21 protein-coding genes, 1 tRNA gene and 1 pseudogene are annotated in these 22502 nt (G+C 63.7%); 13 read left to right on the top strand and 10 right to left on the bottom strand.

Annotated features, from left to right (window positions below):
• The first annotated feature begins 26 nt into the window (after window positions 1–26).
• The gene (locus EDE12_RS03775; protein WP_024881474.1) at window positions 27–362 is read left to right on the top strand and encodes a hypothetical protein; all 336 of its coding nucleotides are present in this window, start codon (window positions 27–29) and stop codon (window positions 360–362) included.
• A gap of 116 nt (window positions 363–478) precedes the next feature.
• The gene (locus EDE12_RS03770) at window positions 479–1372 is read left to right on the top strand and encodes a hypothetical protein (protein WP_134187987.1); all 894 of its coding nucleotides are present in this window, start codon (window positions 479–481) and stop codon (window positions 1370–1372) included.
• Here the strand turns inward: EDE12_RS03770 and yidD are convergent.
• Window positions 1336–1701, bottom strand: coding sequence for a membrane protein insertion efficiency factor YidD (gene yidD, locus EDE12_RS03765; protein WP_026599643.1), 366 nt, complete (start codon window positions 1699–1701; stop codon window positions 1336–1338). The genes EDE12_RS03770 and yidD overlap by 37 nt on opposite strands.
• Window positions 1702–1887: 186 nt before the next feature.
• Between yidD and EDE12_RS03760 the strand changes: the two genes are divergently transcribed.
• Together EDE12_RS03760 and EDE12_RS03755 are read left to right on the top strand one after the other, a co-directional pair.
• Window positions 1888–1964: transfer RNA gene (locus EDE12_RS03760), tRNA-Met, on the top strand.
• 97 nt (window positions 1965–2061) lie between these two features.
• Window positions 2062–2469, top strand: a complete 408-nt coding sequence (locus tag EDE12_RS03755; protein ID WP_026599644.1) for a hypothetical protein — start codon at window positions 2062–2064, stop codon at window positions 2467–2469.
• A gap of 412 nt (window positions 2470–2881) precedes the next feature.
• On the opposite strand, the gene EDE12_RS03750 is transcribed toward EDE12_RS03755, so the two are convergent.
• From EDE12_RS03750 to EDE12_RS03735, 4 genes are read right to left on the bottom strand one after another with little or no spacing between them, the layout of a single operon-like run.
• The gene (locus EDE12_RS03750; protein ID WP_024881547.1) at window positions 2882–3367 is read right to left on the bottom strand and encodes a DoxX family protein; all 486 of its coding nucleotides are present in this window, start codon (window positions 3365–3367) and stop codon (window positions 2882–2884) included.
• Complete coding sequence (locus tag EDE12_RS03745; RefSeq protein WP_245267424.1) at window positions 3364–4143, bottom strand: DNA-binding domain-containing protein; 780 nt, start codon at window positions 4141–4143, stop codon at window positions 3364–3366. The genes EDE12_RS03750 and EDE12_RS03745 overlap by 4 nt, the downstream gene beginning before the upstream one ends.
• On the bottom strand, window positions 4140–5009 hold the full coding sequence (locus EDE12_RS03740; protein WP_026599645.1) for a DUF692 domain-containing protein: 870 nt from the start codon (window positions 5007–5009) through the stop codon (window positions 4140–4142). Before EDE12_RS03740 ends, EDE12_RS03745 begins: the two co-directional genes overlap by 4 nt.
• A 60-nt stretch (window positions 5010–5069) precedes the next feature.
• A complete protein-coding gene (locus tag EDE12_RS03735; protein WP_024881550.1) occupies window positions 5070–5354 on the bottom strand; it encodes a DUF2282 domain-containing protein in 285 nt (94 codons plus the stop codon).
• A gap of 362 nt (window positions 5355–5716) precedes the next feature.
• Here EDE12_RS03735 and EDE12_RS03730 point away from each other — a divergent pair, with 362 nt between their 5' ends.
• The 7 genes from EDE12_RS03730 (at window position 5717) to EDE12_RS03700 (ending at window position 14052) form a co-directional block, all read left to right on the top strand.
• Entirely contained in the window at window positions 5717–6427 is a 711-nt protein-coding gene (locus EDE12_RS03730; protein ID WP_026599646.1) for a L,D-transpeptidase, read from the top strand.
• 728 nt (window positions 6428–7155) lie between these two features.
• Complete coding sequence (locus EDE12_RS03725; RefSeq protein ID WP_245275863.1) at window positions 7156–9507, top strand: TonB-dependent receptor; 2352 nt, start codon at window positions 7156–7158, stop codon at window positions 9505–9507.
• 128 nt (window positions 9508–9635) lie between these two features.
• Window positions 9636–10283, top strand: coding sequence for a MotA/TolQ/ExbB proton channel family protein (locus tag EDE12_RS03720; RefSeq protein ID WP_024881554.1), 648 nt, complete (start codon window positions 9636–9638; stop codon window positions 10281–10283).
• The gene (locus tag EDE12_RS03715) at window positions 10284–10733 is read left to right on the top strand and encodes a biopolymer transporter ExbD (RefSeq protein ID WP_024881555.1); all 450 of its coding nucleotides are present in this window, start codon (window positions 10284–10286) and stop codon (window positions 10731–10733) included.
• Window positions 10730–11578 (top strand): energy transducer TonB, encoded by an 849-nt coding sequence (locus EDE12_RS03710; protein WP_024881556.1) that lies wholly within the window; start codon window positions 10730–10732, stop codon window positions 11576–11578. The genes EDE12_RS03715 and EDE12_RS03710 overlap by 4 nt, the downstream gene beginning before the upstream one ends.
• Window positions 11579–11968: 390 nt before the next feature.
• The gene (locus tag EDE12_RS03705; RefSeq protein WP_026599649.1) at window positions 11969–12646 is read left to right on the top strand and encodes a response regulator transcription factor; all 678 of its coding nucleotides are present in this window, start codon (window positions 11969–11971) and stop codon (window positions 12644–12646) included.
• Entirely contained in the window at window positions 12643–14052 is a 1410-nt protein-coding gene (locus EDE12_RS03700) for a HAMP domain-containing sensor histidine kinase (protein WP_051592588.1), read from the top strand. The genes EDE12_RS03705 and EDE12_RS03700 overlap by 4 nt, the downstream gene beginning before the upstream one ends.
• 115 nt (window positions 14053–14167) lie before the next feature.
• Here the strand turns inward: EDE12_RS03700 and thrS are convergent, their stop codons facing one another.
• From thrS to EDE12_RS03685, 3 genes are all read right to left on the bottom strand, one after another.
• Window positions 14168–16102, bottom strand: coding sequence for a threonine--tRNA ligase (gene thrS, locus EDE12_RS03695; RefSeq protein WP_026599650.1), 1935 nt, complete (start codon window positions 16100–16102; stop codon window positions 14168–14170).
• 166 nt (window positions 16103–16268) lie between these two features.
• Window positions 16269–17390 carry a hypothetical protein gene (locus EDE12_RS03690; protein ID WP_134187986.1) on the bottom strand — a complete coding sequence of 374 codons (1122 nt, stop codon included), beginning with the start codon at window positions 17388–17390 and terminating at the stop codon, window positions 16269–16271.
• 602 nt (window positions 17391–17992) lie between these two features.
• Window positions 17993–18847: a nitroreductase family protein gene (locus EDE12_RS03685; RefSeq protein ID WP_026599652.1), complete on the bottom strand. Its 855-nt coding sequence runs from the start codon at window positions 18845–18847 to the stop codon at window positions 17993–17995.
• A gap of 312 nt (window positions 18848–19159) precedes the next feature.
• Here EDE12_RS03685 and rpsU point away from each other — a divergent pair.
• Window positions 19160–19381 (top strand): annotated as a pseudogene (rpsU, locus tag EDE12_RS03680) (30S ribosomal protein S21); the annotation flags it as partial.
• Between the two features lie 124 nt (window positions 19382–19505).
• A complete protein-coding gene (locus tag EDE12_RS03675; protein WP_026599653.1) occupies window positions 19506–20381 on the top strand; it encodes a tetratricopeptide repeat protein in 876 nt (291 codons plus the stop codon).
• Window positions 20382–20530: 149 nt separating this feature from the next.
• Here the strand turns inward: EDE12_RS03675 and EDE12_RS03670 are convergent, their stop codons facing one another.
• Window positions 20531–21517 (bottom strand): phosphoribosylaminoimidazolesuccinocarboxamide synthase, encoded by a 987-nt coding sequence (locus EDE12_RS03670; protein ID WP_026599654.1) that lies wholly within the window; start codon window positions 21515–21517, stop codon window positions 20531–20533.
• A 150-nt stretch (window positions 21518–21667) separates the two neighbouring features.
• Entirely contained in the window at window positions 21668–22498 is an 831-nt protein-coding gene (locus tag EDE12_RS03665; RefSeq protein ID WP_026599655.1) for an alpha/beta hydrolase, read from the bottom strand.
• Window positions 22499–22502 lie beyond the last annotated feature (4 nt).

Genomic DNA, 22502 nt, shown 5'->3' with positions numbered 1-22502 from the left:
CCATGCTTCGGCGCGGGAGGACCCTCATGCGAAATCCGCCATCACCCGATCGCCTGCGCGCCGCCGCGCGGGAAAGCCTGCAGAGCGCGCTGCGCGCAAAAGCCGACGCCTATCGCCGCGAGGAATTTCTGCGCTCGTTTCATCGCCTGTCGCGCAGCGTCATCGCCGCCGAAACGCCGCAGGCCGCCGCCGTGGTGCTGAAGGAGCTGGAGCGCGCGCTGCGGGCCGAACGCGCCCGCGCCGGCCATTGGACCTATGATCTCTCGCGCCATATCGCGCTTCTCGTGGCGCATCGCGCCGAGCAGGCGCGCGCGCTGCGTCTCGCCCGCGCGGCGCTAAGAGACGCTCGCGCGCATCCATGAGGCCGACCGAGCCGGCCCGCCCTTTGTCGGCCGCCGGGATTGAGCTAGAAAAGCCTTTCCATTGGTATTTGCGTTCGAAGCTCCATTCCCCGAGCGGGCATATCGAAAGACCGACCATGTTCTTGGAAAGGCTGCTCGCTCTGGCGACGGGCGCGATCGTCGCGCTCTGTCTCGGCCTCGGACTGGTGATGATGGCGCTAGGCCCCGGCCGCAAAATCGCCGAGCCGGCCCATATCGCTGAGCCGACTCATATCGCCGAGACCCGAGAGGCGCCGCTCGCCGAAGCCGCGTCGGAGCCCGCGCCCGAGCCGGCCGACCCGCGCCCTTCCGCCCGCGCCCCCCGCCTCGCCGCCCGCGAGCGCATAGAGCAGGCGATCGCCGCCACAGAGGAATACAGATCGTTTTTTCAGCGCATGCGCCAGGCCTTTCCGACCGATTACGCCGCCGCCATAGAGACTTTCGCGCAGGAGCGGAGCGTCGGCGCGGACACGGCGAGCGTCGATTTCTATCTCGCCGAATCCGTGCGCCGGCTGCGTCAGTCGCGCGGCGTGCTCGCCGCCAGGGCGGAGCCGCTGGTCCTCGCCCGCGTCTTCGATCTGCAGCTCGATGTGCTGCGCGCCATCTCCGCCGAGAACAAGAAGCTCTGCGCGGCCTTTCTCTATGGCGGCGTCGATCAGGATTTCCACAGCTTCGCGGCGCGGCGGCGCGCGCTGGTCGCGGAGATGGCGGTGGTCGGCCTCGAGGCCATCGCCAGCGGCCAAGCCAAGCAGCTGGAGCGCTCGGCGCCCAGCGAGGAGGATTTTCGCGCCTTGGAAAAGGCGCTGGCCTCGCGCGGCCTGCGCAAGCCGGAGATCGACTCGCTGCTGGACGGCAAGACTCCCGACCCGCCCTTCGACGACAAGAAGACTTGCGCCCTCGGCCAGACCTATCTCGAAGCGCTGCGCGCTCTACCCGAGCCGATCCGCCTGCGCATCTACGGCCTCGCCGTGGAGCTGATGGCGCGGTCCTGATCTTCCCGCGCGCGATCTCCGCTCTCGACGGCCTCGCAGACGAGCGGGCGCCGCCACGCCCCATAGCGCCAGGGCGCGAGCGAATGCGCCGCCGCCGGCGCCGACAGCGGAACCGGATCATAGCCATCGCCGCCGCCCGGCCGGCAGCGGCACAGACGCGCAAAGCCCATCCAGCCGCCGGCCCACAGGCCGTGGCGACGGATCGCCTCATCCGCATATTCGGAACAGCTCGGCAAATAGCGGCACTCGCGCCCGATAAAGGCCGAGAGGCTGAGCCGATAGAGCTGGATGAGCGCGCGAGCGGCCCGCGCGGGAAGCAATCCGATCATGCCCCATCCTATCACGGCAAGTATTGCGCGACAGAATCGATCGCGGCGAGCCCGACGCGGCTGGACTAAAAGCCACGCGCCTCCTAAGCCGAGGCGGTCTCCGCGAGCGACAATTCCCCGGACGACGGCTTGACACTTTTGAGGAGGGTCGACTATATCCGCCGACGCTCGTCCGAGAGGACGCGGGGCGGAGTAGCTCAGTCGGCTAGAGCAGAGGAATCATAATCCTTGTGTCGGGGGTTCGAATCCCTCCTCCGCTACCACTCGCCGTAACGCTGGAATAATCCAATCTGCACAATGGTTTAACCGGCAGCCGGTAGTCGGCTCTACGTGACCCTTCCGCGTCGAAGGACCACGTTCATGGCGACGCCGAACAGCGGTGGAATGCGCATGGCGCGGGCGAGCTTTTTGACGCGGCGCGACGGTCGCTATTGGTTCCAGATCCGGTTTGACCCTTTCGCGAATCCCGGCGCCCCTAAAAAACATGTCCAATTCGCATTGCGGACCGCCTCCTACGCGGTGGCGCTCCGAATGTTGTCGCGTATCATGCCGATTATCGCCGAGTTCAGGATCGGCACCGATCACCGCTCCCGGGCGGTGAGCTATTTTTGGCCAGATCGTCGAAGCCATGCGTTTCCTGGTCCCGATACCGAGGACCAGAGGGTCGAATGGGAGATGCTCGGGCGCGCCGGGCTGCGCCTCATCGCCGCCGCTCGGGCGGTCGACCATCCGATCGGCGTGCATTCGCCGCTTCACCGGAACGATTAAGCGATTATTGATACGGCCGAGCGTCGCGGGGCGGCGGATGTCAATTGGAAGCGCTTCGGCGCGTCGACCTTTGCGCGTGCTCATATCGTCACAGCGCCGATGCTCGTATCGACCTTGTGCCGCGCGCCGCGCGCCTCCACGGCGCGCTTGTCGATGGCGACGCGGCCGAGACGCCGTCCATGCGGGCGTCGAAACGATCCTGCTCTGGCGCAGAGACGACGAGCCTGTCTTTCGCGAGATCGGCGAGGACGAGCGTCTCGCGCTCATGGAGGCGCGAGCGGGCAAGAGCTACGCTGCTCGAGTTTCAGAGCAATGACGAGACACTGTTGCAGCGCGCCGCCGGCTTCCTCGCGCAATGGTTCGCGGACGGTCTGGTGACGAGGATTTCGCTGTCCGCGTGACGCGCCCGCTCTCACATGCGCGCGCACCGGCGCGGCAGCAGGCGATCGATCGAAATGACGCCGGGTCCGCGCGCAACGACGAGCAGCAGGCAGGTCGCCCAGACGCCATGCGTCGGCCAGGCGTCGGGATAGACGAAGATTTCGATCACCAGCGTCATGGCGAGCAGCGCCGCCGCAGCGAGCCGGCTCGCGAGACCGAACGCGAGCAGAACCGGAAATATATGCTCCATGATCGTGGCGGCATGCGCCGCGACGACGGGATCGAGCAGCGGCAGCTTATAATCTTCCTTGAAGAGATAAATTGCGTTTTCCGAGACGCGCCAACCCTCGAGCTTCGTCTGTCCAGACTGCCAGAAGACCGCTGCCGGGAAAATGCGGGCGCCGAGCGCGATGAGGGAATAGGGAATGCGTTCGAGCGTCCCGATCACGCGCTGCGTGAGGACGCAGAGCGACGCTCCCGACGCGGGCCGCGTCGCTTCATGAGCGGAATCATTCATGTGTCACCTCCGAATGCAGTGAAAAATCCTGCCGTGAGCGCCTCGACGAGCGCCATCGATAGATCGAATGTCGGCTCCTCGGCGATCGCGGCGCGAACGGCGTCGCCGAATTGCGCGCCCGCGGCGAGGCGCTGAAGGAACGCCGCTCCGCCGGGCGCGAGGCGATGTGTCTCGACGCGCATTCGCGGACGGGTCACGAGAGCGTCCTCGCCGTCCCAATGCCCGAGCGGCGCCGCCTCGGCTTCGCCCGCATTCATCGCCCATATCGTCACCATCGGATGATCGGATCGCAGGACGAAGGCCGATGGGTGAATTTCGAAGGTGAGCTCCGCCAGACGATCGGGAGCGACCGAGGCCAGCGATAGCGGCGACAGCGGCTCTATGTCGGCGGCGTGATAGGCGCGCACGCGCGCATCCTCGAGCCGCGCGACATCGGCGAGATAGGGCAGCTCCGAAGCGGGCGCGAAGCCCGCGACGAAATCGGCGAAATCCTCGCCATATTCGAGCAGCACAGCGGATGTCGGCGGCCGCAGGAGCACGAACTCGCGCGCCATTGCGGCGAAAAACTCTTCGCCCACGAGACGCTCTACGGCTGGAAAGCGGGTGGCCAGCGCCCGGATGAGCCCGCCGATGACGCTATTGCGATAGACCTCGAAACGATCGGCGGCCGCGCCCCTCTCGGAAACCAGAGAAGCAGGCGCCGCGAGGCGCGCGTCGCGCAGAGCGGCGGCGAATTGCGCCTGCGTTCTCTCCCACATATGAGCGGCCTCTCTCATGCGACGCGCCGTGATGCGTTGTCGAGAATGGATTGGGCGCGCTGCGCCTCCTGAGCGAGCGCCGCCCATTCGGGCGTTTCATTGTCCCATTCGACGAGGGTCGCGACAGGACCTGTCTGCGCGAGCGCCTGAGCGAAAAGCGCCCATACGGCCTCGGCGACAGGCGCGCAATGGGCGTCGAGCGCAAAAGGTTCGCCACTCGCGCCGCACGACTCGAAATGGCCGGCGAGATGGATCTCGCGCACATGAGCGAAAGCGAATCTGGACAAATAGGCGGCCGCGTCGAAGCCCTTGTTCGTCGCCGTCACATAGATGTTCTCGACGTCGAGAAGCAATCCGCAGCCGCTGCGATCGGCGATCTCGGCGAGAAACTCGGGCTCGGAAATCTCCGTTTCCATGAAAGAAAGATAGGTTGCTGGATTTTCCAGCAAGATCTGCCGCCCGAGACAGCTCTGGATCTCGTCGATCTTCTCGATCGCGCGCTCCAGCGTTTCGCGCGTGTAGGGCAGCGGCAGGAGATCGTTGAAAAAGACGCCGCCATGCGTCGACCAGGCCAGATGCTCGGAAAAGCTCTCGGGGCGATAGCGGTCGCAAAGGATGCGCGCCCTCTCCAAATGTCGACGATCGATCGGCTCGCCGGAGCCGATCGAAAGTCCGACGCCATGAATCGACAGCGGATAATCCTGGCGAAGACGCGAGAGCTGGCGATGCGGCGGGCCGCCATCGCCCATATAATTTTCCGCGTGAATCTCGAAAAATCCCACAGAAGGCGCGCCAGAGAGGATCGTATCGAAATGCGCCGGCTTGAAGCCGACCCCAGCGCGAGCGGGAAGCCGGGACGAAAAGGTCGAAACAACTTCGTCCATGCTTCTCTCCACGCGCCTCTGTCTCTCCACGCGCGCCTCTGTTACGGAACGTTGCGAAAATCAGACTGGCCGCTTGAGCGCTTCCAGCGAGCCATTGCCGAACGGCGTCTTGATCGAGGCGCAGGTTCCGCGCGGAACATATTTCCAAGCGTTGCCTTGATAATCGATCTTGGACGATCCGGCGCAGGTCGTCCCCGGGCCGGCGGCGCAATCATTCTGACCCTTGAGGGCCACTCCGAAGCATTTTTCCTTACCCTCTTCCTCCGCGGGAGCGGCGGAAGCCAAGAGGGTGAGAGCCGTGGTGAGCGATCCCGCCAGCGCGAGATTGAAAGTACGACGATCCATCCGATGCCTCCTCTTATGCGCCGAAACCGGCGTGCAAGCTAAGTTCGCGCAACTGCGAAAATTGTTACGGACTCTCGATTTTCCGCGCAAGCGGCGAAGACCGCAAACGCAGTAGGAGGCCCCCGTGACCGAGCCGACGCCCCAGCCGGTCGGCGTCGCGCCGCAATAGGCGACCGAAGCGGCCACGAGCTGCGAGACGCCCCGGACATTACCGACTTTGGCGCGAGGCGAGCGCCGCGCAGCAAAGCTCTTGCTTGCCAATCGAGCCGTGTGACGGCAATTTCAGCTCGACGAAGAGGTTCGGTGGATTCACGCAGGAGCATTCTCCGGCCGGACGAAAGGACATGGGAAAATCCGAAATCATGATCACGGATGATGGGATTGCCGACGCTGGCGAAAGAAATGAAGGATCTCTGCTCGGGCTCGGGACGGGGCGCCTCGACCGCCGGTCGTTTCTGTTCGGCTCCGCCGCCGGTCTCGGCGCGCTGGGACTCGCCGGTTGCGCGACCTCCGACCGCGTGATCCCGGCCGAGGTGGCGAAGCTCTACGGGCCGCTGCCCCATGAGAAGTTCCCGATTCCCGCGGTCGATCTTCGCAAGGTCGATCCCAAATTCTATCGCCAGACGGTGCGCTACGACACCAAGGAAGCGCCCGGCACGATTATCGTCGATCCCGGCAATTACTTTGTCTACCGTATCGAAGGCGACGGAAACGCCACCCGCTACGGCGCCAATGTCGGCCGCGCCGGCTTCCTGTGGAGCGGCGAAACCTATGTCGGACGCAAGGCCGAATGGCCTGTCTGGACGCCGCCCAAGGAGATGATCCAGCGCCAGCCGGAGGCGCGCAAATATGCCAGCGGCATGCCGGGAGGTCTGGACAATCCGCTCGGCTCCCGCGCGCTCTATCTCTATCGGAACGGCGTCTATACGGTCTACACGATCTACAGCACCAGCGACCCAGAGACGATCGGGACCGGCGTTACGAGCGGCTGCACCGGCCTCCTCAGTCAGGACATGATCGACCTCTATTCACGAACGCCGATCAAGACGAAAGTGGTGATCCTGCCGGCATAGCCTGCGATCGCTCATTCCAGCGCCGCAGCGCGCCGATTTAGCGCGCCTCGCCGTGATTTCTCTGCGTTTCCGACACTTCGGCGCAGAGGCCGGCGCCCATGATGATCTGCGCAATTCATTTGTTTCTATTTATTTCGAATATATTTCTGATCGAGCCATTTTATTTCTGATCCGTGTGGCTCGTGTGAATCTCGCCTCCGTCGCCTCGCCTCGCCTCGAGGCCGCGTTCGAGCACATGGCCCCCCGAAACGACTGAAATAACAGAATGAAACGATAGCATCGGCGCGCCGGAATATTGCGCGCGACGGCATGCCGCCTCTGTCGCGGCGCCATGAGTGAACACTTGGACAGCCATGAGTGAACTCTTGGGCAACCATAGCAAATTTGTCGCACCCAGAGTGATTTCGATCGAATTCAAAGAAACGTTGCGAGACTGTCATGTCGGCTCCTTAACGGCTCGTCCCCAGCCGAAAGCGAAAGCGCAGGCGAAAGCGTTTCCAGCCGAATGTGGAGGCCGGCTCGGCGTTGGAATCGCGTTGAAACAATGACTCGGCCTTTTCCTGCATTGCCGCGAGCAGCGGGACGAGTCTGGGGTCGAGAGCTGGGGTTATGGGATGTCCAAACATAGGCTGAATACGCAGGCTTCTGCGTTCGTGCTCGGTTTCATCGTAGCGGCGGCCCCACCGCTTCAAGCTATTGCGCAGACGGATATCGGCGCCTTGACGGTCGTGTCGCGCCAGGCGAAGCCGAAAAAGGCGAAAGCCGTCGCAAAGGCGCATATGCGCCATGTTCCGGCCGTCGCCCGGACGAGCGGCGGCAATGCAGGCGCTGCTCATGGCGCCGCGCAAGTCGCCGCTGCGGCGCCGGTGGCGGCTGCAGGCGCTTCGAAGCTTCCCGTGTTCGCCTCCAGCGCCGTCGGCTCCAAGGCGCCTCCCGGCTCGGCTCCCGCGCTCGCGCCTTCGCAGGCGCCGCTCGACGCGATCGAGCCGACTTCGATCGTGAGCGACAAAGTCATTCGCGACATGATCCAGCCGAGCGCGGATCTGAACGAGATCATCAAATATACGCCCGGCGCCGTCGCCACCGCCAACAATGGCCTCATCGGCGACACCAATAAGGGCGGCTGGCGCGGCTTCACCGACGGCCAGTACAATGTCACCTTCGACGGAATTCCGTTCGGCGACGAGAACAATCCCTCGCACCACTCGGCCTCTTATTTCCCGAGCGGCTTCATCGGCGGCGCGACCGTCGATCGCGGTCCCGGCCCGGCCTCCCAGACGGGCTATGCGACCTTCGGCGGCACGCTGGCGCTGCGCTCGCTCGAGCTTTCCGACAAATTCGGCGGCAGCATCGAAAATTCCTACGGCAGCTACAGCACTTTCGTGACCACCGAGACCTTGCAGTCAGGCCTCGACAAGACGACGGGCGTGCGCGCGCTGGTGCAATATTCGCACTCCGACACCGCCGGCGCGCAGCAGTATGGAACGGTCGAGCAGAATGGCTGGCTGATGAAGGCCGATCGCGATTTCGGCTTCGTCAATGTGACATTGTTCGGCAATTACAGCCGAGAGCACTATCGCAATGTCAGCAGCATCACCTATCCGCAGTATTTCGCCGCGGGCTCGCATTACGGCGCCGTCGGCTCCGATCCGACGTCGCAGCAATATTTCGGCAACAACGTGTCCGAGAAGCAGACGGACATGGAGTATGTGAATCTGAAGTGGGACGCCTTCGGCATAAGCTTCAACAACAAATCCTACACCTACTCCTATTGGTATCCCTGGTATCAGCGCAATTCCGCCGATCAGACCGTGGAAGGCTCCGCACTCTATGGCGTGCAGCCCAAGGCGACGGGCATCAATCTGCCCAAGCAGCATGATCTCGGCTTCCTGCAGATCAATAATTATCGCGCCTGGGGCAATATGTTCGACGCGAAATATGATGTCGCGGCGGGCTATGCGAGCGGCGAGCTGCGCACTGGCGTCTGGTGGGAGCGCGGCGACAATTGGCGCCGGCAGTTCTACACGGACTATACGAATGGCGTCGATTTTCCGTCGATCGCCACCTCGGTCTCGCAATATCAGAGCTCCTATAAGCTCGATCTCGCCTCGCATTATCAGAATGTGCAGCCCTGGCTCGAATATGAGTGGCGCCCGATCGACGGCCTCTCCATCACGCCCGGCTATAAATTCGTGTCCTTCGATCGCAATCATACGGCGCGCATCAATCAGACGACGCTCACGCCGCTCTATTACGACCATACCTATCGCGCTGGTCTGCCCTTCCTCTCCGTGCGCTATAAGGTTCTGCCGGAGCTGGCCGTCTATGGACAGGCGTCGCGCGGCTTTCTGGTTCCGACGGTCTCGGCCTATTATGTCGTCAATCCGGATTCGAACAATATCCAGCCGCAGACGACGACCAACTTCCAGCTCGGCGCCGTCTACAAGACCGAGAAGCTCGCCGCCGATATCGCCATCTATCAGGTCACGGCGAACAACTTCCCGATCGTCATCACCAACGCCGACAAGACGCAGAACTATCAGAACGGCGGAACGGCGCGCTATCGCGGCGTCGAGATGGAGCTCACCTATCAGCTGATGGAGGGCCTCGCGCTCACCGCCAATGGCTCCATCTCGGACGCGCGCTTCCTCGAGGGCCAATATGCCGGGCTCTATGTCGGCGCCGCGCCGCGCTACACGGCCGTCGGCGGCGTCGTCTATGACGACGGGCAGTTCTTCGGCTCGCTGCTGCACAAGCAGGTCGGCGACCAATGGGGCGCCGTCGGCCAACGCTCATGGGCGTCGATCTACGCTTCCGGCCTCACCAATCCGACGCTCAACTATATCCCGGCCTACGCCTCGACCGATCTCGTCGTCGGCGCGCGTGGCCAATGGCTGAAGGAATGGGGCCATGACAATAAGATCGAGGTGAAGCTCGGCGTCAATAATATCGCCGACAATCGCTCGGTCACGGCCATATCCGGCGATCCGACCGGCCTTCTCTCGGTCGCCAACACCAAGCTGACCTATTCCTTCCAGGCGGGTCGGCTGTTCTATGGCGCGCTGAAGGTCGATTTCTGATCGTCATGCACAGATTTCCGCCCGGCCACGCGAGCGGCCGGGCGTTTCGTAATCGAAACGTTGCGTAGAGGCGCCATGCGAGTTCTTCCAGAAAGGGAGCCTCGGGCGCCCGCTGGAGATGAGCTCAGATGGAAGCCATATCGATTTCGCCGGTCTCGCTGTTCATGCAGGCGGGAGTTGTCGGCAAATTCGTGATGATCGCGCTCGGCGTCGCCTCGCTCTGGGGCTGGGCGATCATCATCGAGGTCGCCGTGCTGGCGACGCGCCTGCGCAAGGCGATCCGCGAGGCGCAGAACGGAGGCCATCCGCCGCTGCTCGCGCCTGTGATGGCCGAGGCGGCGCGCGCCGCCCGCGTCATGGTGCCGGGGGAAAGCGTCGGCGAGCGCCGGGCGCGCATCGTCGAGACCACGGGCCGCGCCGCGCGCAAGCTGCTCGTCGCCACGGAAGCGGGCCTGCCCAATCTCGCCGTCATCTCTTCTGTCGCGCCCTTCGTCGGCCTGTTCGGCACGGTGTGGGGCATTATGACGAGCTTCGTCGGCATCGCCGACTCGCAGGACACCAGCCTCGCCGTCGTCGCGCCGGGCATAGCCGAGGCGCTCGCCGCCACCGCCTATGGCCTAGCCGCCGCCATTCCTGCGGCCATCGGCTTCAACCGCCTCGGCGGCACGCTGGCGCATACGGGCGAAGCGCTCAGCGATCATGTGGAGGAGCACGCCATCACGCTCGTCGGCGGCGTCGAGAGCGATGGCGCGCGCCGCATCGCGGAGGCCGCTTAAATGGCTTTTTCCGCCAAGCGCGGCTCCGGCGGCTTCCAGCCCCTCGCCGACATCAATGTGACGCCGCTCGTCGATGTGATGCTGGTGCTGCTCGTCATCTTCATGATCACCGCGCCGATGATGGCGCAGGGCATGAAGGTCGACCTTCCCCAGGCGCGCTCCGCCAAGCCCGTCAATCCCAAGGAGCCCGTGGTCATCACCGTCGCCAAGGACGGACGGCTGATGCTGGGGCCGGACGAGATTCCGCTCGACCGCATCGTCGAAGCGGTGCGCGCCAAGATCAATGGCGATCTCTCTCATGTCATCCATCTGCGCGGCGACAAGGAGTCCTCGCTCGGCGATCTGGTGACGCTGATGGACGCTCTTTCGTCCAATGGCATGACCCATATCGCCATTCTGTCGATGCAGGCGAAGCACGCGAAAGCCGAAGCGAAAGGCGCCGCGAAATGACCTATGTCGCCGAGCCCGAGCAATTTCCGCAATTGCGTCCGCGCTGGCTGCGGCCGGTCGCGGGCGCCGCGCCGCCGCTCGTCTATCTCGCCATCTTCGGCCTTCTCGCCATGACGACGGTGGAGCCGCCGAGCTCGACGGCGGACAGTTTCGATCTCGCCTATGTGCAGGACGGCGACGCCGCGCAGCAGGCCAGCGCCGACACCGCGCCCGACGAGCTGGCGCACAACATGGACAGCACGATCGCTCAGGAGGCCGCCGAGGCGCAAATGGCGGAAGCGCCGAAGGCTTCGGCGCCCGACGCGCCGACCGCGCTCGCCATGGCCGCGCCGAAAATTCGCGCCCCCGACGCTCTGGAGCTGCCCGAGGACGAGCCGCGCGAGGAAGAGCGCAAGCCGACGCTCGAGCAGCGGCGCGAGCATTCCAGCGAGCAGACGCCCGCTCCGACGGCGGACGGCAAGGTGCAGCGCGAGGCGACAGCGGCCGCGCAGGCGTCGGAAGCCTCCTCCTCCTCGGCCGATCGCGTCGGCGCGCTGGACGGGCGCAAGACGCCGAGCGGCGCGACGCGCGCCCGCTATGGCGCGCGGGTCCTCGCCGAAATTCAAAAGCACATGTTCTATCCGCCGCAGGCGCGTCGCAGCGGCGTCAAGGGCGACGCCGTCGTCACTTTCACCGTGGGCGCCGACGGCCATATGATCGAGCGCAAAATCGTCAAATCCGCTGGCGACGAGGCGCTCGACCACGCCGCTCTCGCCATGGTCGAGGCGACTGTCGCGCCGCCGCCGCCCGCTGGCCGCTTCCAGGGCAAGACGACGATCCGTTTCGATATTCGTCACGACCGCTGAGAATAGGGGCGCATCTCGTACGCCGGCGTTTCACGACAGAGAATGCGGTCCCGCGCCGGAGCTCCGCGCGGCCGCGAAAGCGCTGCTGGACGCCGAGCGCTTTGCGACTGCGGTTCGGTCCGAACCGCAGTCGCTTTTCGATTCGACGGCGCGCCTCTGGAATAGAGACGATTTGCATTTCAACGCTATAAAGCCCGCCCGCCGAAACGCCGGGCCTGGAGCCGCCTCGGCTTCGATCGCCGGATCGACGAAGCGTCGCGCCCGTTCTCGCCGCTCGAAGACGCCGTAGCAGGCGCAGGCGCTTGCCATGCGGCCCGTGACCGAGGAAGACTTCGGCCTCGCTCTCGCTTTGCGGGAGCATGTCCGGTCGATACGCAGGGAGCGGCGCCCATGCGAATTCTCTTGGTGGAAGATCAGAGCGAGCTCGCGGGAGAGATCCGGCGACGAATGCGGCGCGATGGTTTCGCGGTGGATCATGTCGGCTCGGTGGGCGACGCGCTGGAGGCCTTGCGGGCGCATTCTTACGCCGTCGCCATGCTGGATCGGCGACTGCCGGATGGGGATGGTCTCGCCATCGTCCCGGAGATCAGACGGCGCCAGCCCGGCAGCCGCGTGCTGGTCCTCTCCGCGCTGGATGCGGTGGACGAGCGGATCAACGGCCTCGACGCCGGCGCCGACGATTATCTCACCAAGCCCTTCGATCTCGACGAGATGATGGCGCGCATTCGCGCGGCCTTGCGCCGTCCGGGCGCCGACTCCGCCCCGCCGATCCGCGTCGGCGCGCTGGAGTTCGACCCCGGAACGCGCGCCGTCGCCATCGACGGCCGGCCCGCCGTGTTCCATCATCGCGAGCTGGCTCTGCTCGAGGGGCTCGTGCGCCGCGCGGGCCGTGTCGCGGAGCGCGAGGCTCTGGCCTCGGAGATTTGGGGCTTCGACGAGCCTGTGCAGTCGCATGCGCTGACGATCATCGTCTCCCGCGTGCGTGCGCGCCTGCAAAAGCTCGAGGCGCGGGTGGACATTCATATGGTGCGCGGCGTCGGCTATTTTCTCTGCGAGACGGAGGAATGAGGCCGCCGCCCTCGCTCACGCGCCGATTGATCGTCGATCTGTCCTATATGCAGCTCATCGCCATCGTCGTCGCATGGCTCGGAACGACGGCGCTCGGCGGGCTCGGCATCGTCGGCGCCAATGATTATTGGCTCGATGAATTCTACAGCTATTACTATATTCGCGATCTGGTCTTGCAATCGATCGTGCGGGATGCGGACGGAACGCTCCATATCGAGCCCAATGAGACGCTCCGCGACGAGATGCGCCGAACCCCGACATTGCGTTACGCCGCTCTGGAGTCGATGCGCGGACCGGCTCTCCGCGGCTCCTCCGAGGACATTTCCGCGGCGCTCATCGGGATCACCTCGGTAGAGACGCGCGGGCTCGACTTTTTCTTCATCTCCGATGCGGGCCGTCGCACGGCGGCCTCCGCCTGGCGCTGGAAGGCTCCGACCGGGCCTTTGTTCATCGCCTCCGGCGGCATGACCTTCAACTGGAAGGATGTCGTCTACGCTTTTCGAAACGAGCTCGTCTCCCAGAGCCTCTATCTCGCGGTGGTGTTCTCCGTTTCGGCGGCGGTCGCCTGGCTCGCCGTGCGACGCAGCCTCGCTCCTTTGCGGCGCGCGGCGGAAGCGGCCGAGCGCATCGATCTCGAATCGCTCGGCCAGGGCCTATGCGTCGATGATGCGCCGAGCGAGATCCGCCCGCTCGTCGATGCGGTGAATCGAACGCTGAAGCGTCTCGACGCCAGCGTCGCGCGCATGCGGCGCTATACCGCCAACGCCGCGCATCAATTGCGCACGCCGGTCGCGATCCTGCGCGCGCGCCTCGAAAACCCGGAGGAGCGCGGCTTTCGCGTCGATCTCCAGCGCGACACGCGCCGCATTCAACTGATCGTCGAGCAGATGCTCGTCGCCGCACGCTTGACCGAAGGCCAAGCGTCGCCGGATCGAGATCTCGATCTCAGCGCCGTTGCGCGCGGCATCGTCGCCGATTATTCGCCGCTGATCTTCAAGGCCCGCCGTCGCATCGCATTCGAGGCGCCCACGGCGCCCGTCGCTCTGCGCAGCAATCGCGTCGCGATCGAATGCGCCCTCGCCAATCTCATCGACAATGCGTTGCGCGCCGAGCCGGAGGGCGGGACTGTGCTCGTGCGGGTCGGCGCCGATCGCACGATTCGCGTGATCGATCATGGAGAGGGCATCGATGAAAAGCATAGGGAGCTCATCTTCGAGCCCTTCTGGCGGCGCAGCGACGAAGCGCCGGGAAACGGTCTCGGCCTCGCCATCGTCCAGGAGCTGATCGAAATGCTCGGCGGCCGCATCGGCGTTGCGACCACGCCGGGGGGCGGGGCGACATTCGTGATGTCCTTCCCGACGCGTCTGCGCGACGCTCTCGACGAGGACGCTCACGCGCAGCTCTGAGCGGCAAACAAAGCAACTGGCCTGCGACGCGACGATCGGTTTCTGAGGCGAGCGCCGCGGACGGAAACGGGGCTCGGGGCGTTTCCGCCGCCGGCCCCGTCCTTCATCTCGCGATTCAGGCTTCCTTCACATCCGGCGGCGTCGCCTCGGCGGCGAGCGCGGCCAGCGCATCGGCAAGGCTCGCGGAGCTCTGCGCTTGCGAGCCGAGACGGCGGATGGAGACCGTGCGCTCGGCCGCCTCCTTCTTGCCGACGACGAGCAGCGCCGGAACCTTCGCCAGCGAATGCTCGCGCACCTTATAGGTGATCTTCTCATTGCGCAGATCGAGATCGACCGCGAGGCCGAGCTTGCGCGCCTCCGCCGCGACCTCGAGCGCGTAGTCGTCGGCGTCCTGCGTGATCGTGCATACGACGATCTGCAGCGGCGAGAGCCATAGCGGCAGATGACCGGCGTAATGCTCGATCAATATGCCGGTGAAACGCTCCAGCGAGCCGAACATGGCGCGGTGGATCATCACCGGCGTCTTCTTCTCGCTGTCCGCGCCGATATAGAAGGCGCCGAAACGCCCCGGCAGATTGAAGTCCACCTGCGTCGTGCCGCATTGCCATTCACGGCCGATGGCGTCGCGCAGCGTATATTCGAGCTTCGGCCCATAGAAGGCGCCCTCGCCCGGATTGACGCCGGTCTTCAGACCGCGCGCGGCGAGCTCCTCCAGCACCTTGTGGAGCGCCGCCTCGGCCTTGGCCCAGGCTTCATCGGAGCCGACATGCTTCTCCGGCCGCGTGGAGAGCTTCACCACCACATCATCGAAGCCGAAGTCCCTGTAGATCGTCAGGATGAGGTCGTTGATCTTCAACGCCTCCTCCATGATCTGATCTTCGTTGCAGAAGATATGCGCATCGTCCTGCGTGAAGGCGCGCACGCGCATCATGCCGTGCAGCGCGCCCGACGGCTCATAGCGATGGACAATGCCGAATTCGGCGATCTTCACCGGCAGGTCGCGATAGGACTTCAAGCCGTTCTTGAATATCTGCACATGGCCGGGGCAGTTCATCGGCTTCAGCGCGAAAATGCGTTCGTCCTCTGTCTTGGTGAGGAACATGTTCTCGCGATAGGTCTGCCAATGGCCGGAGGTCTCCCACAAAGCGCGATCGAGCACCTGCGGCGTGTTCACCTCTTTGTAGCCGACGGCCTTCTGGCGTCGGCGCATATAGGAGACGAGGCTCTGGAACAGAGCCCAGCCCTTCTCATGCCAGAAGATCGTGCCCGGCCCCTCCTCCTGGAAATGGAAGAGGTCCATCTCGCGGCCCAAACGCCGATGATCGCGGCGCTCGGCCTCCTCGAGGCGATGCAGATAGGCGTCGAGGTCCTCCTGCTTGGCGAAGGCGGTTCCATAGATGCGCGAGAGCATCGGGTTGTTGTGGTCGCCGCGCCAATAGGCGCCCGCCACCTTCATCAGCTTGAAGGCGGTTCCGACCTTGCCGATCGACGGCAGATGCGGGCCACGGCACAGATCGAGCCAATGGCCCTGGCGATAGATCTTCAAATCCTCGCCGCCGGGAATGCTCTCGATCAGCTCGCGCTTGAAGGCCTCGCCCTTCGCCGTGAAATAGGTCTTGGCCTGATCGCGGCTCCAGACTTCCTTGGTGATGGCGGCGTCGCGCGCGACGATCTCGCGCATCTTCTTCTCGATGGCGGGAAGATCGTCCGGAGTGAACGGCTCGGACCGATAGAAATCGTAATAGAAGCCGTTCTCGATCACCGGGCCGATGGTGACCTGCGTGCCGGGAAACAGCTCCTGCACCGCTTCCGCCAGAAGATGCGCGCAATCATGGCGGATCAGCTCCAGCGCGCGCGGGTCCTCGCGGCCGACGAACTCGATTTTCGCGTCACGGTCGATCGTATCGACGAGGTCGCGCAGCTCTCCATCGAGAGCCATGGCGACGGTTCGCTTGGCGAGGGAAGGGGAAATGCTCTTGGCGATATCGAGGCCGGACACGCCGGGCTCGAATTGACGGGACGCCCCGTCGGGGAAGGTTACGGCGATCATATGCTCTCCTCATGCGCCCACTCGCCGATACAAGTCGGCGTAAGTCGCTTGCGGCCCGAGATGGGCCGGGGGCATTGATAAGGCAAGGGCGCGCTGATTGGCAACTTGCCCGCTAGGCAAGCAAAAATGTTTTCAGCGAAAACCTAGCTACACCTATTGCCCATGACTATTCTAGAATTACTGGGTAAGCGCTAAAAGATATGAATCCTCTTCGTGTACGACGCCAGTACTTTCCAGTGACCTTCATTCGCTGACCACGATTCATATAACCTGCATCGTCGAGCTGCTGAAATAAATCCCCCTGCGGATTGCAAGTCGTTGTGGAATATGAATTATCTCTTATCAAAAACGTCCCGCTTTCCCCATTTACCTCCGTAATAACACCCTCGATTGAGAGCACCTGCCCATCGAGGTCACTGTGATCTTTAACAAATTTTTCCCCGATAATACGGTCAATGGCCACAATCTCGGTCCGAGCGCCTGCACGGAACGTGATCTCAATTTTTGAAAAATCGTTGCTTTCCGTCGGCATCAAGTCGACTATATTGTCTAAAAACTCTCGATGCTCGACAGCATTAAATTTCGTGACGGAGCTGCCAGTGTACGACCTCACAGCGTCTTGTATCACCGACCAAGTTTCACGACCGCGTTCTATCGAAGCGCTCTCCAACTCGGCCACCGACAGGTTTTGAGTGCGCTTATTTTCGCGCAGCCCCACTGCATCAACGCTTGGTGCGTCAATAGAGATTAACAAGCTCGCAAAAACAGGCTCATTCACACGAACGTCGAAGAAGCGACCATCTCTCCCTTCAAGCAGCGCAGACGGCGTCAGAACACCCTTGACGAATTTTGAAACGCCCTCGACTGTCTCGGTAAGCAAGCGCAAAGGCATAGATTTATCATGCATTGAATCGGAATAGAATTTGAACGCCATCAAAGAGTTTGCCTGAATTAGGGAATCGGGAACATTTCCAAACTTTGCGTACAACGCCAACCCAGGCGCAGGTAGCAGGGCTACAAAAACATCATGACTCTGCTCCTGGAACCGTATGACGCTTCCTTTTGGACAAATCTCGACAAGCCACCCGATTCGCTTGTTCATGGCGCCTCGGATCGACAAACGGCCTTCCTTTAAGGCTTCGATTTCGTCCGACTCTGCAATACATACCAAATATAAATCGCTTTCTTCGAGCTCTCTCTTTTTAAAGAAAAAATAGTTGGACAACCCTATCGATGTGATAAAAAAGGCGGGTCCTTCGACCTCGTACAAAACTTCAGTGGGCTTCACGGAATCCGTCGGCCAATCGGTCCTGACGGGGTGAGCATCGGTCCACATCATTTTTCTACATCAATTGGGGGTAGCGCGAGTTCGGCACTGATAAGCAGATTGAAATCGTGACATGGCCAGAACGTATAGTGGGACGGACGACCAGTTTGTAACAAGCGACCGCTAGCGGTGGAAATTTTGGTACTAAAGATGAATTTTGGTTTAAGCCAATCAAAAACTGCTTGAGCATGTTTGGCCTCTTCGTGTGAAATCCAGCCGGATAGCCCCCAATGTGCGCAGTTCGCGGAATCCGCCCGATTTCTCTTGCGGGGAAGCAATGACTCCGCGTGTGATATAAAATCCTCCTCGGTAGGAGGATTCGAGTCACACGCACGGAAAAATACCGCTTCCGTCTGTTCAGCATTAGAGGGCGGGCAATTGGGGAGCCTGCCAACCGAGAATACCACCATCGTTTCTCGCTCGCTATAATTGTAACGGCGCCCGCTTCCTATGATCCCCCGTTTCAAATAGCAATGGCTGAGTTTCCGTTCCGTATCGGATACGATCCGGCATAGCGACGCTCGCCGAGAGCGCACCGCTCCGGCGAGCATCTTCAAGCGCCATTATTTCAACGCAAAGCCCAGCGCGCGCAGCGCCTCCTTCAGCCGGTCGCGGCCGCTGAGGCTCTCGGGGCCGCGAACGCGGGAGAGCGCCTGACGAATCCAGCCCTGCTCGGGAAGGCCCGCCTCCTTCTGGAAATCGCGGAACTTCTCGTCATAGGTCTTTACCGCCTCGCGCTGCGCCTCGTTCCAGGCATAGTGCTCGCGATGCAGAACGGCGCCTTGGCCGAGGCGCGGGCGAACGCCGCCGGCCTTGGCCGGATCGGGACGGCCGACCGCCATGCCGAAGACCGCGAAAACGCCCGGCGGCAGGTCCAGCTCCTTGGCCACCTCCTCCGGCTTGTTGCGGATGCCGCCTATATAGACCCCGCCATAGCCGAGCGATTCCAGCGCGATCAGCGCATTTTGCGCGGCGAGGCCGGCGTCGATCGCGGCGGTGAGGAACATTTCGAGATAGGGCAGCGCCGCCCCGTCGCGGCCCTGCTCCTTGCCGATATTCTCGAGCCGCGAGAGATCGGCGAGCCACAGAAGGAACAAAGGCGCGTCGCGAATATGCTGCTGATTGCCGGCGAGATCGGCGAGGCGGCTCTTGCGCGCCTCGTCTTCCACGGCGACGAGGCTCCACACCTGGAGATTGGAGGAGGTGGCGGCCGATTGCGCGGCGGCGACGACGGTCGCCAAAGTCTCGGCGGGAATTTTTTCCGGCAGATAGGCGCGAATGGACCGATGCGCGAGCAGAAGGTCCAGCGTCTCGTTCCAAACGGGCGGGGTCGGCGAATCGTCGCGGCGATAGCGGGCGCGGATCGCCTCCGCGCCATCGGCCGCGCTCAATTCCCCTTTGGTGATCGGCTTGTTCATATCGTCTCCAGAAAACGCCGCGTGACGCGCGCCCGAGATGCGCGCTCGCGCGCTTTGCGGCATGGTGACGAAAGCCGCCGCAAAAATCCACCCTGGCCCCGCGGGAAAACCGGAAGCCGGCGGGGCGAGCCCGACCCCTCGGCTTATACGGAGAGCGGCGTCGTCCGAGCTGCTCCTTGTGGACAACGCCGGGCAGTTCTGTTAATTCCCCGCGCACGGGTCAGGCGCTCCGTCAGCGCCCGACCGACTATTCTCACCCGCAGCAACGTCTCCAACCGGGGCGCGCGCCGCCTCTAGAAACAGGATCGCTTCGTGCAAGTTCTCGTCCGCGACAATAATGTCGACCAGGCTCTCAAGGCGCTGAAGAAGAAGATGCAGCGCGAAGGTATTTTCCGTGAGATGAAGCTCCGCGGCCATTATGAGAAGCCCTCGGAGAAGCGCGCCCGCGAGAAGGCCGAGGCCGTGCGCCGCGCCCGCAAGCTCGCCCGCAAGAAGCTGCAGCGCGAAGGCCTGCTGCCGATGAAGCCGAAGCCCGCCGTCGGCGGCCGCTGAGCAGAAAGACGCGGGCGCGTCGAAATCTCGCCGAATTGCCCGCTATGATTCGTCTTCGTCGCGCATTCGAAGCGCTTTCAGGGCTTGTCTGAGGAGGTCGGACGGAATGGAATTGCCGCTCGGATCGGCGGTTCGCCGGACGTCCCCCGCATTTTGTCGCCACGCGCCTTTGCGCGCGGGCGTCGTGATCCTGACTCTGCTCGCCCTCTCGGGCTGTGAGACCGCCGGCGTGCTGCGGCCGCCGGGCCGCGGCTTCGCCGAGACCGACGCCGCCGATCCAAGGGCCGCCAACGCCAATATAGAGTCGCTGTCCGAGGTCGTGCGCCGCAATCCCAGCGCCGAGGCCTTCAACACGCGCGGCGTGGCGCTGGCCAAGATCGGCCAGTTCCAGGAGGCGATCGCCGATTTCTCCCAGGCGATCAAGATCGAGCCCAGCAGCGCCGCCGCCTTCACCAATCGCGCCCTCGCCTTCCGCCAGACGGGCCGCAACGATCAGGCGCGGCTCGACTTCGACCGCGCGATCGACGTCAACCCCAATCACGCCCCGGCCTATATCGGCCGCGCCAATCTCTTGCGCGCGCAGGGCAATCTGGAGCAGGCGCTCTCTGACCTCGACCAGGCGATCCGGCTCAACCCCGAGAGCGCACAGGCGTTTCACGCACGCGGGCTGATCCATCAGAAGCGCGGCGACAATCAGCGCGCCGTCACCGATTTCGACAACGCCATCGATCGCGATCCTTTCGCGGCGGCGCCCTATCAGGCGCGCGGCGAGAGCCTCGTGACGATGGGCAATTACGACAAGGCGATCGAGGATTTCAACGCGGCGCTCAATGTCGACAATAAGAGCGCGCCGGCCTGGGCCTGGCTCGGCCTCGCCTATGAGCGCAAGGGCAATCGCCAGAAGGCGAGCGAATCCTATCAGCGCGCTCTGGCGCTCGATCCGCAGCAGCCGATCGCGAAACAGGGCTCCTCGCGCGGCTGAGCCTCAATCGCTCGCCTCTCGAGACGCCGCGGCTCGACGAGCGCAACGTGGACCCCAAGCGCTTCGTCTGGAACAAGCCCGCCAGCGACATCCTCACCAAGATCAAGCGCCTGCCTGTACCCTCGGAATGAAGTCCGTGCACTAGATTCTCAACGCCCGTGGAATTTCCTCAGAGCCGCCAGCACGCGCTCGTGCACCGATGGCGCGGGTGGCGGGGGCTCGAACGCCCGTCCGGTGATCCGCTCGTAAGCCTCGACGTAGGTCAGCGCAGTCTTCCAGATCAGTTCTGGGGGGATTTCCGGGACATCATTCCCGTACGGATCATATCGCGCGGCGACCCATTCGCGGATCACGTCCTTGTCGAAGCTGTCCGGGCGCTCCCCGGCGGCCAGGCGCTGAGGATAGGTGTCCGCCCGCCAGTAGCGGCTGGAATCGGGGGTATGAATCTCGTCTGCGAGGCGGAGGGTTCCCTGGGCGTCGAGCCCGAACTCATACTTGGTGTCGGCGAGGATCAGGCCGCGTTCTGCGGCCAGAGCTTGACCTCGGGCGAACAGGGCGAGGGCGGCTTCGCTCACCTGCCGCCACAGGCCTTCGCTGAGCAACCCACTCGCGAGAATCGCGCCTTCGGTCAGCGGCTCGTCATGAGCGCCGTCGGTGGCCTTGCTGGTGGGAGTGATGAGCGGCGTCTCGAGCGCCTGGTTGTCGGCGAGGCCGTCGGGCAGCAGTTGTCCGTACATCTGCCGGCGACCGGCCCGGTACATGGTCAGGATCGAGGTGCTGGTCGTGCCCGCCAAGTAGCCTCGCACGACGATCTCCACTGGCAGGATCTCGAGGCGCCGGCCAACGACGATGTTCGGGTCGGGGTAGTCCAGCACGTGGTTGGGGCAGAGGTCGGCGGTATGCTCAAAGGCCCAGCGGGCGATACCATTCAGCACTTGGCCCTTGAACGGGATACAGCACAGGATCCGGTCGAAGGCCGACAAACGGTCGGACGTGACCAGGATACGCCGCCCGTCAGGTAGGTCGTAGTTGTCGCGCACCTTGCCGCGGTAGAGGCCGGGCAGGCGCGTATCGATCGCCTCCCTCATCACTTGGTGGCGGCTGGCCGCCAGTCTGGTTTCGTCGATGGTGGACATGGGGTTTCCCTAACGAGCTCAATGAATTTGTCCAGTGAGCCCCGGTTCTCACACGCGACCTTCGGGCGGGGATGCAACCGCGCTATCTCGTTTGGGCGATGACCGCCTCGAGCCGCGATGGTTAATGTCCGCTGGCCGTCTTATTGGACATTATCGTTTCACGATCGAGGTCTCGAGCGCGGCGTCCACCCAGCGGGCGACGCGCGGAAACACATCGGGCAAACCCAGCACCAAATGCTGCCCGCCGGGCACGAGCACGAAGCGCTTCGGCTCATTGGCGAGATCGAAGAGCTTGCGGCCGAGCGCGATCGGCACCACGCCGTCCTTGTCGCCATGCACGATCAGCACGGGAACATGCACGTCGCGAATGGCGAGATCGGAGCGGAACTGATCCAGCATCAGCCAGCGCACCGGCAGAAAGCCATAGCGCGTCTCGGCGACATCGGCCGCCGAGGAGAAGGGCGAGTCGAGCGCCAACGCCGCCGCCTCCCGCCGCGCGGCGAGTTGCGTCGCGACGCCCGAGCCCAATGATTCGCCGACGATGACGATCCGCTCCGGCCCATAGCCGCGCGCGCGGGCCTCCGCATAGGCGGCCTCGGCGTCGCGTATCAGGCCCTCTTGCGTCGGCGTTCCGCTGGAGCCCGCATAGCCGCGATAGGCGATGGCGAGAAAGCCATAGCCTTCGCCCATGAAAAATCGAAAGCGCGCGACGCGATCGACGAGCCCGCCGGCATTGCCGTGGAAATAGAGCAGCACAGGCCGCCCCTCGCGCGGCGGCGCATGCCAGGCGACGATCGTCTCGCCGTCCGCGGTCGCGAGCTTCAGCTCCTCGACGCCGGAGAGCCCCGCCTGCTGCGGCGAGATTTGGCGCGTGTCCGGCAAATATTGCAGGCGCCGCTGAAACAGGCCGAGCCCCGCCGCCGCCAGAACATAGGCTCCGACGACGACGAGCGCCGCCCATTTCAGCAGCGCGAGCGCCATGGAC

Source organism: Methylosinus sp. sav-2, from assembly GCF_004366495.1.
Lineage (GTDB): Bacteria > Pseudomonadota > Alphaproteobacteria > Rhizobiales > Beijerinckiaceae > Methylosinus.
The sequence above is the reverse complement of the archived record's forward strand: the minus strand, read 5'-3'. Positions and strand labels throughout refer to the sequence as shown.